The following is a 12,395-nucleotide window of genomic DNA, read 5'->3' as shown; positions in this document are numbered from 1 at the left end:
TTCGCTCCCCAATCAACCATCGCCGCGATCCTGCACCGCCGCGGCAGCGGCCGCGGCCTGGCTGAACATGCCGTCGCGCCCGGCATAAAGGTCGCCAGTTTCCTTCTGCGCCTTCAGCCGGGCGATATCGGTCCGGCGATATTCGGCCTCGGTCCGGTCGATCTCGGCGCCGTCGACGCCCACCGAGTCCATCGCGCGCCGGGCCATCACCACCGCGCTTTCCAGCACCTCCCGCACCACGCCGGCGATCGGTGCGCCCTTCAGTTTAATGATGCTGCGACGGTCATAGGCGCGCACGAAGATGCTGGCGTTCGGGAAGGCCGCATGGACCCCTTCCATCATCTCGGTGTCCATGCCGTCGCCGTCCTGGCAGAACAGGATCAGCTCGGCATCCCCTGCCCCCGCCTGGCGGAGCAAGTCGATGCGGGTGCCGTCGCCATAATAGACCTTCATGCCGAAGCTGCCCGCGGTCTCGATCATTTCCACGTCGCGGTCGATGATCGTAACCGGGATGCCTTGCGCGATCAGCATCTGCGCCACCGTCTGGCCGAAGCGGCCATAGCCGACCACCACGGCATTGGCGCCTTCCTGGCGCGGCCCGTCTGGCGTGGCGCCCGCCTTGACAGGCTCGGCGCGGAGACGCCTGGTCGCCATCATCAGGAACGGCGTGGTCGCCATCGAGAGCGTGACGATCGCGCTGAACACGCTGGCGGCCTGCGGCTCGATGAGCAGCGCTTTCTGCGCCTGAGCGAACAGCACGAAGCCGAACTCACCGCCCTGGGACAACAGCACGCCGAGCGCGAACGCCCCGCGCGGTTTCATCCCGAAGAGGAGCGCGAGCCCCATGATCAGCGCCGCCTTGGCCGCGATCAGCGCCAGCGCCATGCCGGCGACGAAGAAGGGCCGCTCGGCGATCGCGTGGAGATCGAGCGTCATGCCCACCGCGACGAAGAACAGTCCGAGCAGGATCGCGCGGAACGGCTCCACGTCCGCCTCAATCTCGTGCCGGAAGGGCGAATCCGCCAGCATCACGCCGGCGATGAACGCGCCGAGCGCCGCCGACAGGCCCAGCGCCTCCATCACCGCGGCACTGGCGATCACCGTCAGGAGGCCTGCAAAGACGAACATCTCGCGCTCGTCGAGATTGCCGATCAGCCGGAACAGCGGCCGCAGCAGGAAACGCCCCGCCACCACCAGCCCGACGATTGCGCCGACGGTATAGAGCCCCAGCAGCCAGCCCGGCGGCCCGCCCTGATCGGCCGGGTTGCGCGAAAGCGCCGCGACGATCGTGATCAGCGGCACGATCGACAGGTCCTGGAACAGCAGGATCGCGAAGGCGCGCTCGCCGAACGGCGTGCGCAGGCGGCCGGCCGATTGCAGCAGCGGCAGCACCTGCGCGGTGGAGGACAGCCCCATCGGCAGGCCCAGCGCCAGCGCGGCGGCCAGCGTCGAGCCCGTCACTGCCCAAACGATCCCCGCGATCGCGATGCCGCACAGCGCCACCTGCAGAAAGCCGAGGCCAAAAATATCGCGCCGCATCCGCCACAGCCGCGAGGGGCTCAGCTCCAGCCCGACCAGGAACAGCAGGAGCGCGATGCCGAGCTCGGCAATGCCCATCTTGCCCTCGGCGTCGCCGACCAGCCGCAGCACGTGCGGCCCGACCAGCGCACCCGCGACGAGGAAGCCCAGCGTCGCACCAAGCCCGAGCCGCCGGAACAACAGCACGAAGAACAGCGCGAAACCGAGCATCGGCACCGCATCGACGAGCATCGAACCGTCTGCAGCATGCTCCATCAGACCCGTGCCTCCGCCGCCTGCGCGGCCGCCTCGGCCGCCGCCTCGAAGGCAAGCCGGATCGAGGCATGGCGCCCGCGATGCGGCAGCGCCGGAACGAACAGCTGCATGCCGGGCCATTCGGGCGGCGCATCCCGCTCGCCGGCAAGCCAGGCAGTAAGCTGGTCGCGGGCGGCGGCGAGCTCGGCCGGAGTGCGGCCGAGTACCGCCTCGCCCATCAGCGCCGCCGAAGCCTGGCCCAACGCACAGGCGCGGACCAGCATACCCACCTCGGCAACCTTGCCGGCATCGTCTACCGCGATATCCACGGTCACCCGGCTGCCGCATACGGGCGAGCGCTTCTCGGCGGTACCGCCGGGCTGCGCCAGCCGTTCGTGATGCGGGATCGCGGCTGCGAGACGCAGGATTTCCATATTGTAGAGCGGGGCGTTCATGCCGCTTGATCTAGGGTAGCCGTCCCGCAGTTGCGAGCGCCAATTGCCCGCCTTTCGTATGGGTTGCGCCGGTGGCACGCGCGTCGGCAGACTCGATCCTCCCCTGCAAAGGAGGATTGTAGCTCAATCCGCTTCCCGCTTGCGCGGCCGGCTCTCGCCCGCTTCGTCCGCGTCCACACCGGCATTGTCGCTGCCGAACACCGGCTCGCCCTTGCGACGCCGGTCGACGAAATCCCCGATCGCCGCGCTGGTCGTGTCGAGCAGCGGATAGGTGACCGACCGGGTGATCCATTTGGGCCGGTGCGCGCGCCCGCCGTCGAAGGTGTCGAGCACCAGCATCAGCACCAGAAAGCCCATGCTGACCAGGATCAACCCCTTGGCGACGCCAAAGCCGACACCCAGCGCGCGATCGATCGGCCCGAGCATGGAATTACGCATCTGCCCGCCCAGCGTGTTGGCAATCAGCCGCCCGCCGAAATAGCTGATCCCGGCGAGCAGCGCGAAGGCCAGCACCGCCGCCCCGCCCGCGGTGCCGATCATCGGCGCGAGCAGCGCGGTGAAGCCCGAATGGAAGAACTTCACCGCGACGACGACGAGGATCCAGGCGAGAAACGCCAGCACCTCGGTCGTGAAACCGCGCAGAAAGCCGAGGATCGCCGCGCCGGCGATGATGAGAAGCGTGACGATGTCGAGCCCGGTCATGCCCGCTCCATAGCAGCGTGGCGCAACGGGAAAAGAGGCCGCGTGCGACAGCCCGCGCGGCCTCACCCGTTCCCTTTTCGTTTCCATCGCGCTACAGGGTCGCCATGGCAAAACTCCAGAAGCGTTATGTGTGCCAGGCCTGCGGCTCGGCGACCTCGAAATGGGCGGGGCAATGCGCCGACTGCGCGGAATGGAACACGCTGGTCGAGGAAGCCGGCGGCCCCGCCACGCCGTTCCAGGCCAAGCATCACCTGCAATCGGGCGGCCGGATGATCCTGCTCTCCGGGCTCGACGCCGAAGTGGCGCTGCCCGAGCGGATGCCGAGCGGCATCGCCGAGTTCGATCGCGCGCTCGGCGGCGGCTTCGTCGAGGGATCGGCGACGCTGATCGGCGGCGATCCCGGCATCGGCAAGTCGACGCTGCTGCTCCAGGCGGCGGCGAAGATCGCCAGCCGTGGGCTTTCGGTCGCCTATGTCTCGGGCGAGGAAGCGGCCGACCAGGTGCGGTTGCGCGCGCGGCGACTCGGGCTCGGCCAGGCGCCGGTGCAGCTCGCCGCCGCCACCTCGGTGCGCGACATCCTGACGACGCTGAGCATGACCACCCCGCCCGACCTGCTGATCATCGACTCGATCCAGACGATGCATTCGGACCTGATCGAAGGCGCGCCGGGCACGGTAAGCCAGGTCCGCGCCAGCGCGCAGGAGCTGATCCGCTTCGCCAAGGAACGAGGCACCGCGCTGGTGATGGTCGGGCACGTCACCAAGGACGGCTCGATCGCGGGGCCGCGCGTTCTCGAGCATATGGTCGACACCGTACTCGCCTTCGAAGGCGAGCGCAGCCATCTCTATCGCATCCTGCGTGCGGTGAAGAACCGTTTCGGCGGCACCGACGAGATCGGCGTCTTCTCGATGCAGACCGAGGGGCTGGCGGAAGTCGCCAACCCCTCCTCGCTGTTCCTCACCCAGCGCGACGAGAACGTCACCGGCACCGTCGTCTTCCCCGCGCTGGAGGGGACGCGGCCGGTGTTGGTCGAGGTGCAGGCGCTCACCGTCCGACTCGCCTCGGGCGCGACGCCGCGCCGATCGGTGGTCGGCTGGGACTCGCCGCGCCTGTCGATGGTACTGGCAGTGCTCGAGGCGCGCTGCGGGCTCAGCTTTTCGGCATGCGAAGTCTATCTCAACATCGCCGGGGGCTACCGCATACAGGATCCGGCTGCAGATCTGGCGGTGGCAGCAGCGCTCGTTTCGGCCCTGTCGGAGCGGCCGATCCCGGCCGATGCGGTAGTGTTCGGCGAGATTGCGCTTTCCGGCGAAGTACGTCCGGTAGCCCATGCGGCCCTGCGGATGCGCGAATCCGCCAAATTGGGGTTCGAACGCGCGCTGGCGCCCGCCGCACCCCATGCAAAAGCTGGCGAGCCGCTGCCATTGCGTGTATCCGACTATAGAAATCTCAACAGCTTAGTGGATCACCTCCTGGGGAAATAGGTCCATATCTGCACCAATTCGCAAATACTATGGCGCCACGCATGCCGTTTTGATACGTCTGGAGACGGATGAGAGGTGAAGCATACCGTTAGGTGTTGCCGTCACTGCTCAAAGGAACTATTTAGCTACGACTTAGTTCAATCTTGTTAATATTTGCCGCCGTCGCGAAATAGTTAAAGGGCGCTTTTCGCATGTGCGAGCAACAGGGGGTGGGAGCAGTAACTTGAAAACAGGGAAGGAAACCTTCGGATCACGGGCAATGCGTAGGCTAAGCGCCTCTGCCGCAACCATTTCGCTTCTTTCGGCGACCTCCGCCGGGATCGCGGTACCAACGGTTGCTGCTGCAGTGCAGGAAGCCTCGAAGGCGCTGTCCGTGCTGTCGGCGCGATCGCCGGGCGTTCGTGAGGCGGGGGCCCACAGCGTCAAAGGCAAGCGCAAGTACAGCCGAGTCGCAAAGAATCCACGCGAGGCGATGACGCCCGATTCGCTCGCCAAAAACGGTGTAGCGACGCCGAAGGCTTTCGATCTCGCTGCCGACCAGGCACCGATCCCGGCATCCTTGCCGCTGCCCTCGGACGCGCCGATCGATATCGCGGGTCTTCCGTCCGGCTTCGACTCGCTGTCGCCCTTCGCCGACATTGTGCCTGCGCGGGGCCCGGCCAGCTTCACGGGCAATTCGCTCCCGCCGAGCGGCACCGGCGGCTCCGGCGGCGGTGCGCCGCCGATCGGTATCCAGACGCCAACGCCGTCGCCATCGCCGACGGCCAGCCCGACGCCGACGCCTACTCCCACGTCGAGCCCAACGCCGACGCCAACACCGACCTCTAGCCCGACGCCAACTCCGACGCCGCCGCCGCCGCCGCCGCCGACGCCGACGCCGACGCCGCCTGCGGTTCCGGAACCGGCGGAATGGCTGATGCTGGTCACCGCTTTTGGCCTTGTCGGCGCGGAAATGCGGCGGCGGAACCGGATTGAAGCCAAGGCCTGATGCCCAGTCGGCCCAAGCTCGGTATCTGGATCTCGCTGGGCGCGGCCTCGCTGCTGCTGGTTACGCTGGCCGCCAAGGCGTTCGTTCCGCGCTACGTCAAGCAGGATAGCGCTGCGGGCCGCATGATCGCGCCCGCGGATACGGACCGCATTCGGTTTTCCGATGGCGATCAGCAACAGCTACGGCTTGGTGATGGCAGCACGCGCGTGATCCGCAGCCTGTTGCGCGTACCCGACCGAATGCAGTTCGGCGAGTTCGCCTGGAACGATCATGGCGTTCCCCCGGGGAGGATCTGGCTGCGCATCGATCTGACGCGCCAGATCCTCTCTGTGTTCCGCGGCGAGAACGAGATCGCGACCAGCGTGATCCTGTACGGCCAGGACGAGACACCGACCCCGATCGGCAACTTCCCGATCCGTGGAATGGAGCGGAACCACCGATCGAACACCTATGATGCGATGATGCCCTACACGCTGTGGCTCACCAGCGACGGCGTTGCCATCCATGGCAGCAACGTCCGCCAGGGATTGGCGACGCATGGCTGCATCGGCGTGCCGCAGGACTTTGCTCAGCGGTTGTTCGGTGTGGTCAAGCGCGGCGATCTGGTGACGGTGGTGCGCTGATCCGGCACCCTTCCGATGGCGGGGCGCTGATCGGCTGCGCAGCCCAGCGGCGGCGGTAGAAATCAGTAGCCGCGGGTGGTGAGCGGAGCGTCCCTAGGGCGTGCGCGGCCGACGGGACGCAGCCAGTTCGACCGCCTAGTCCACGCCGGTTCCGTACGGTGCCGCCCGCCTCCTCCGGCTCAGAGCGCTGTGCTTACCGCGCCTCGTTCTGCGCCAGCGTGGCGTAGACGGACATGCCGTTGCGGGTACGGCTGACATCGATCACGCACATATGGCCGTAGGCGCTGTGGCTGCCGCAGCCGACGCCAGCATAGCGCAACTCGCGATTGAACAGCAGCTCGCGGTGGCCACGGTCGGGAACGCCGTCGTCGATCACCAGCTGCCGCACCACCTCGTCGGCATCGGCATAGCCATAGGAGATGTCTTCGCCCACCAACCGGCCGCCGCCGCGACGCTGGACGCGATCCCCGGGCGACGCCCCGTCGGGCGAGAAATGCCCCCGCGTGCCCAGCGCGCCTTGCACCACGACATGATCGCGTGCGGCGAGCCCCAGAAGGTCGGCCCGGCTCAGCGGCGGCAGCGGCGCCTGCAATTCGAGGAAAGCGATCGCCTCTTCGACGGCATCGACGCCTTCACGCGTGATCAGGCCACGCGGCCGCCCGGGCAAATACAGCGTGTTACCGCGAAAATAGGGCCGCAACTGGCGAAGACGATCGGCATAAGCGGCAGGGTTCTCGCGAAGATGGTTGATTCGGTCGAGCACCTGATCTTCGAGGCTCGGCGAATCACTTGCCGCACAGAGCAGCAAGGCGCCTGCAGACAAGATTGCGCAACAAAGTACACGCGCTGAAGACACAACAGGCTCCGCACCAACCGGCTGTTGTCAGCCGAACAAGTGCAGCTCTTCTGTCGCGCATGGCGGAAATAACTGGTTCAGAACTATAGTTATCAGGTAAGGATAAGCGCTCGTTAACTATAGATTCCCGGTCGTTTACGGGTAAGTAGCAAGATCATTACGGAATTTCACCGATGCCCGGAGATGCGCCGAAAACGCCGTCGCACTGGCCCTGGCGCGCCCTGGCTGGCACAGCGGGGCGCATGTCGGCACCGATCCTTCTCCCGCTGCACCCTCGCCACCTCCCCGAAGCGCTTGCGCTGCAGGCGCAGGCCTATCCTGCCTTCCTCGTCGAACCCGAAGCCGCGTTCGCCAGCCGGCTCGGCGTCGCCGCGCCGTTCAATCTCGCGGCCGAGCGCGACGGTGTGCTCATTGCCTATCTGCTGGCGCATGGCTGGACGCGCGAGTCGCCGCCGCCGGTCGGTGCCGTGCTCGACCCCGTGACGGCCGGCGACACGCTGTATCTGCACGACCTGGCCGTCTCGGCGGCTGCGCGCGGCACCGGGATCGGCCGCACGCTGGTCGAAGCCGCCTTCCGGAATGCCGCCGCGGCGGGGCTCGCACGGGCGGAACTGATCGCGGTGGAGGGTGCAGCGGACTATTGGCGCGGGCTGGGCTTCGAGGCCGGCACCCCGCCCCCTCGCCTGGCCGCCAAGGTTGCGCACTATGGCCCGGCCGCGCGGTGGATGTGGCGCGCTTTGTAAGCCGCACCCCATGGATTCGGCGGAAGGGCACCGCTAGGCTGGGACATCAGCCATTTCCGGGGGGACCCTGTTCTTGCGCCACCGTATTTTGATCGCCGCGTCGTTTGCCGCCCTGCTCCTCGCGCCCCAGGCACAAGCGCAGGACAAGAAGGCCGACGCGGCCGCCGAAAAGAGCGACGACAAAGCCGACAAGACCGATCTGCCGCCGCTCCCCGACGACAAGACGATCACCCAGACCGCAGTGATCGGCGGCAAGCCGATCCGCTACCAGGCGACCGTCGGCAAGCTGCCGGTCTATGACGCCAAGGGGAAGAAGATCGGCGAGGTGGTCTACACCGCCTATGTCGTGCCCGGCGGCGGCGCGCAGCGGCCGGTGACCTTCGCGTTCAACGGCGGCCCCGGTGCCTCCTCGGTCTATCTCAACCTCGGTGCGGTGGGGCCGAAGCGCGTCCAGTTCGGTGACAAGGGCGATGCGCCCTCCGACGCGCCGCTGCTCGTCGACAATCCCGCCAGCTGGCTCGACATGACCGATCTGGTGTTCATCGATCCCGTCGGCACCGGCTTCAGCCGCAGCCTGATCGACGAAGACGCGACTAAGAAAGCATTCTACGCCAACGAGCCCGACATCAAATATCTGTCGCGCATCGTCTATGACTGGCTGGTCAAGAACGAGCGGCTGCGTTCGCCCAAGTTCGTGATGGGCGAAAGCTATGGCGGCTATCGCGCGCCGCGCATCGCCTATGAACTGCAGACCCAACTCGGCGTGGGCGTCAACGGCATCGTGATGGTCTCGCCCTATCTCGATCCGGCCGCGACCGCCGGATCGGACGCGCTGTCGCCACTGCCCTGGATGATCACCCTGCCCTCGATGGCGGCCGGACATCTCGAGCGCGAAGGCAAATTGTCTGCCCAGGCGATGGCAGGCGTGGAAGCCTATACGCGCGGCGGCTTCGCCACCGACCTGCTCGCCGGCCGCTCCGATCCGCAGGCGACCGCGCGGCTGAGCGACAAGGTGACCGAGCTGACCGGGCTGGATCCCAAGCTGGTCCGCCGCCTCGACGGGCGGGTCGACGAAGGCACCTATCTGCGCGAAGTCCACCGCGACGACGGCAAGATCGGCAGCGTCTACGATTCGAACGTCGATGCGTTCGATCCCTTCCCCAATGCCGCCGAACGCAAGTCGGGCGATCCGATCCTGGAAGGCATCATCGCGCCGACGACCAGCGCGATGGTCGACTTCATCACCCGCGAAGTGGGCTGGAAGACCAGCGCGCGCTACAATGCGCTGTCCTTCTCGGTGAACTCCGCCTGGGATCGCGGCACGCCCGACGACGCGCCGGTGAGCGACCTGCGCAAGGCAGTGGCCAACGACCCGAAAATGGGGGTGCTGATCGTCCATGGCTATAACGACCTTTCCTGCCCCTATTTCGGATCGCGGCTGATCATCGACCAGATGCCGCGCTTCGGTGTGGAGCAGCGGGTGAAGCTGGGCGTCTACCCGGGCGGCCATATGTTCTATTCGCGCAAGGCGAGTGCGGAAGCGTTCAAGGCCGATGCGCGGGTGCTGTATACGCGGTGAGGCGACCATCTAAGCCCCTCCTCCTTGGAGGAGGGGTTGGGATGGAGGGATTCCAGACCAATTGTTGGTCTCGGTGAGACACAGCCCCACCCCAACCCCTCCCCTGAAGGGGAGGGGCTAAGAAGCGGGATCACCCCGCCTCCAGCTCGCTCTCCAGCTTCAGCACGCGGCCGCCGTCCTCCTGCTCTACCAGATAGGCGGGATTGTCCTTGGTCCCGTTCCGCACGATCTTCTCGCCCTTGATCGTGCGCTGCACGCGCCGCTCGAAGCGCTCGGCGACCTTGCCATGCGCCTGGTGGCCGCCCCAGTTCCAGCGCACCGCGGCGCCCTTCGCGAAATGCTTGCTCATGAATCGCAGAATCGGCAGGCCCCGAGCCTGTTCCGTGACGCGGGCATGACGTTCGCTTGCCGGGCCGCGCGCACGCGACTATGCGAAGCGCGAACATGCAACCCTCGGATCTTCGCGTCGCGCTCTTCAGCGGCAATTACAACTATGTTCGCGATGGCGCGAACCAGGCGCTCAACAAGCTCGTCGGCTATCTGCTCGACCAGGGCGTGAAGGTCCGAATCTATTCGCCGACCACCGACACCCCCGCCTTCGCGCCGACCGGCGACCTGGTGAGCGTGCCCGCCTGGCCGGTGCCGGGCGGCCGCGCCGAATACAAGTTCGCGACTAGCCTGCCCAAGAGCATCCGCGCCGATCTGAAAGCCTTTGCACCTAACATGGTGCATGTCTCGGCACCCGAATTCCTCGGCCACGGCGCGGTGACCTGGGCGCGCAAGCACGACATTGCCACCCTTGCCTCGCTCCACACCCGCTTCGAGACGTACCCGGCCTATTACCATCTCGGCTTCGTCGCGCCGGTGATCATCAAGCTGCTGACCCGCTTCTACAACCGCGTTGACCAGGTGGTGACACCCGGCGACTCCACGGCCGACCTCATCCGCGGCTGGGGCGTGACCACGCCGATCCGCATCTGGTCGCGCGGGGTGGACCATGCGCGGTTCAACCCGGCGCGCCGCGATCTCGCCTGGCGCCGGTCGCTCGGCATCGGCGATGGAGAATTCGCCGTCGGCTTTCTCGGGCGGCTGGTGCTGGAAAAAGGACTCGATATCTTCGCGCAGGTTTGCAACCAGCTGACCGCGCGCGGCGTGCCGCACAAGGTGCTGGTGATCGGCGAAGGCCCGGCACGTCAATGGTTTGCCGAGCAGGTGCCGGAGGCGGTGTTCACCGGCTTCCAGCGCGGCGACGATCTCGCCCGCGCGGTCGCCTCAATGGACGTGCTGTTCAACCCCTCGGTTACCGAGACGTTCGGCAACGTCACCTCCGAGGCGATGGCCTGCGGCGTGCCGATCGTCGCCGCGCGCGCCACCGGCGCGATCGATCTGGTGGAGGAAGGCGTCAACGGCTTCCTGGTGCCGCCGCGCGACGTCGATGCCTATGCCGGCGCGATCGCGCGGCTGATCGAGGATCCGGCACTCGCCGCCTCGGCCGGCGCGGCGGGGCATGAGAAGGCCCAGGCCTATGTGTGGGACCGGGTGAACCACGCGGTGCTGGAGAGCTATTTCGAAGTGCTCGCTCGCCGGGCACGCTGACCTAAAGCGTTTTCACCTTGAGCGAAGACGCTCTATTTCTTCGATTACCGCATTTTCCGAGTCGTCGACCGTAAACGGTCAACTTGAAAATGCTCTAGGCCACGGCCTCACGCGCAGCGAGCACGAAGCGGAGCCGCGTGCCGCCCTCCTCCGGTGCCTGCAGTTCCAGCGCGGTCTCATGCGCCTCCAGGATGCGGCGGGTGACGGTGAGGCCGATCCCCTGCCCGCCGCTGGTTGACCGACCCCGCTCGGGGAGGACCCCGCCGGGAAAGCCGGGACCGTTGTCGGTCACCGCAATCTCCACCCCGTCCTCCACAGCACGCGCCGAGAGCAGGATGCGGGCATCTGGGGTAGCACGCAGCGCCTGCGCGGCATTGCGCAGCAGGTTGGCCAGCACCTGGCCGATCTGCACCCGGTCAGCGAGCAAGGGTCCCAAGGCCGCTTCGATCTCCACGTCGATCTGCGCGAACGCGCCGGTCCAGGCGGCCTCGAACAATTCGCGCGCCTCGTCGAACAGCGTTCCGGCAGGAACGAACTCCGCATCCACTTCGCCGCGCTCGACGAGCGCTCGCGTGCGCGCGACGATCTGGGACGAGCGGCTGATCTGCGCCCGTGCCTGCGCCAGTTGCCGCAGCACGTCTGGGCCGCCGGTGCCGCGCAGCGCCATCTCCACGGTTGCGATGTAGTTCGACGCGGCCGACAGCGGCTGCACCATTTCGTGGGCGAGCATCGCCGCGGTGGCAGCTTCCTCCTCGGCGGCACTGCGCGAGATGCTGCCGATCAGCGCCCGCTGCGCCTTTTCCAGCGCGTCGCGCGCCTTCATCGCCGCCAGCATTTCCGCCTCCACCAACAAGCGGTTCTTCGCCACTGCGACATAGCTGCAGATGGTACGCAGGAAGCGCAGTTCGATCTCGGTAAACGCCACACCACTGCGACGCCCGAAACCGAGCGTGCCGAGCAGCACCTCGCCGTACAGCAGCGGCGTACAGGCATAGCTGTCCAGCCCAACGTCGCGGATGAAATTGGTCATCCGATTGTCGCTGCCCTGCACCTGGGCGACCACCCGCGGGGTACGATCCCGCGCCACCATCCCACATACCGCCTGCCCGAACTGAAGCCGCGCGCCGGCAGCCCGCTGCGCCTCGGACAGCCCGCCGCTCGCCTCCAGCACCAGCAGGTGATCCGGCTCCGCACGGTAGTGGAAATAGACGTCGAGCAGCAGTTCGTCGCGGACCATTTCGAACAGATAGTCGATCATCGCCGTCGGATCGGATGCGCCCAGCATCTTCCCGGCACAATCCGCCAAAAGACCGAGCAAGCGTGCTTCCTGCGGTGCACTTTTACTCGCATGCCGCTGCTGGATGCGCGATTCGATCATTGCTGCACTCTCCCCTGCCGGTCGACCGCATTCTCCGCCGTCAGCGTATATACGAGGTAATATTAAGTTTGGATGCGGCGAGAAAGATAGTCACATTCATGGGAGGCAAACGTTCCCCAACGGCAAAAACGCCCCGTACTTGTACCTAGCACAACACTTTCAAAGCCTTAACTGCCACACCCCCAACGCGTCCGCAGAAAAACCGAGACAAATGGGGT

12 protein-coding genes are annotated in these 12,395 nt (G+C 66.6%); 6 read left to right on the top strand and 6 right to left on the bottom strand.

Annotated elements, in window-relative coordinates:
- Positions 1-12: 12 nt before the first annotated feature.
- From ACTJKY_RS12250 to ACTJKY_RS12240, 3 genes are all read right to left on the bottom strand, one after another.
- Positions 13-1,794, bottom strand: coding sequence for a cation:proton antiporter domain-containing protein (locus ACTJKY_RS12250; RefSeq protein ID WP_440846433.1), 1,782 nt, complete (start codon positions 1,792-1,794; stop codon positions 13-15).
- Complete coding sequence (locus tag ACTJKY_RS12245; RefSeq protein ID WP_440846431.1) at positions 1,794-2,228, bottom strand: iron-sulfur cluster assembly scaffold protein; 435 nt, start codon at positions 2,226-2,228, stop codon at positions 1,794-1,796. The genes ACTJKY_RS12250 and ACTJKY_RS12245 overlap by 1 nt, the downstream gene beginning before the upstream one ends.
- A 123-nt stretch (positions 2,229-2,351) precedes the next feature.
- A complete protein-coding gene (locus ACTJKY_RS12240) occupies positions 2,352-2,930 on the bottom strand; it encodes a CvpA family protein (RefSeq protein ID WP_440846429.1) in 579 nt (192 codons plus the stop codon).
- A gap of 104 nt (positions 2,931-3,034) precedes the next feature.
- Between ACTJKY_RS12240 and radA the strand changes: the two genes are divergently transcribed.
- From radA to ACTJKY_RS12225, 3 genes are all read left to right on the top strand, one after another.
- On the top strand, positions 3,035-4,414 hold the full coding sequence (gene radA / locus ACTJKY_RS12235; protein WP_440846427.1) for a DNA repair protein RadA: 1,380 nt from the start codon (positions 3,035-3,037) through the stop codon (positions 4,412-4,414).
- A gap of 223 nt (positions 4,415-4,637) precedes the next feature.
- Positions 4,638-5,402, top strand: a complete 765-nt coding sequence (locus ACTJKY_RS12230) for a hypothetical protein (RefSeq protein ID WP_440846426.1) — start codon at positions 4,638-4,640, stop codon at positions 5,400-5,402.
- A complete protein-coding gene (locus ACTJKY_RS12225; protein WP_440846424.1) occupies positions 5,402-6,025 on the top strand; it encodes a L,D-transpeptidase in 624 nt (207 codons plus the stop codon). Before ACTJKY_RS12230 ends, ACTJKY_RS12225 begins: the two co-directional genes overlap by 1 nt.
- Before the next feature lie 193 nt (positions 6,026-6,218).
- On the opposite strand, the gene ACTJKY_RS12220 is transcribed toward ACTJKY_RS12225, so the two are convergent.
- Positions 6,219-6,848 (bottom strand): CAP domain-containing protein, encoded by a 630-nt coding sequence (locus ACTJKY_RS12220; protein WP_440846422.1) that lies wholly within the window; start codon positions 6,846-6,848, stop codon positions 6,219-6,221.
- Between the two features lie 275 nt (positions 6,849-7,123).
- On the opposite strand from ACTJKY_RS12220, the gene ACTJKY_RS12215 reads away from it, so the two are divergent.
- Positions 7,124-7,624, top strand: coding sequence for a GNAT family N-acetyltransferase (locus ACTJKY_RS12215; protein WP_440846420.1), 501 nt, complete (start codon positions 7,124-7,126; stop codon positions 7,622-7,624).
- Between the two features lie 88 nt (positions 7,625-7,712).
- Complete coding sequence (locus tag ACTJKY_RS12210; RefSeq protein ID WP_440846419.1) at positions 7,713-9,203, top strand: S10 family peptidase; 1,491 nt, start codon at positions 7,713-7,715, stop codon at positions 9,201-9,203.
- A gap of 130 nt (positions 9,204-9,333) precedes the next feature.
- On the opposite strand, the gene ACTJKY_RS12205 is transcribed toward ACTJKY_RS12210, so the two are convergent.
- The gene (locus ACTJKY_RS12205) at positions 9,334-9,552 is read right to left on the bottom strand and encodes a DUF2945 domain-containing protein (RefSeq protein WP_440846417.1); all 219 of its coding nucleotides are present in this window, start codon (positions 9,550-9,552) and stop codon (positions 9,334-9,336) included.
- A gap of 95 nt (positions 9,553-9,647) precedes the next feature.
- Here ACTJKY_RS12205 and ACTJKY_RS12200 point away from each other — a divergent pair, with 95 nt between their 5' ends.
- Entirely contained in the window at positions 9,648-10,799 is a 1,152-nt protein-coding gene (locus ACTJKY_RS12200; protein ID WP_440846416.1) for a glycosyltransferase family 4 protein, read from the top strand.
- Between the two features lie 94 nt (positions 10,800-10,893).
- Here ACTJKY_RS12200 and ACTJKY_RS12195 read toward each other — a convergent pair whose 3' ends face one another.
- Positions 10,894-12,084: a sensor histidine kinase gene (locus ACTJKY_RS12195; protein WP_440846414.1), complete on the bottom strand. Its 1,191-nt coding sequence runs from the start codon at positions 12,082-12,084 to the stop codon at positions 10,894-10,896.
- Between the last annotated feature and the right edge of the window lie 311 nt (positions 12,085-12,395).

Source organism: Sphingomonas sp. 22176 (assembly GCF_052045505.1).
Classification (GTDB): Bacteria; Pseudomonadota; Alphaproteobacteria; order Sphingomonadales; family Sphingomonadaceae; genus Sphingomonas.
Note: the sequence above shows the minus strand (reverse complement) of the source record. Positions and strands in the feature narration are given on the sequence as shown.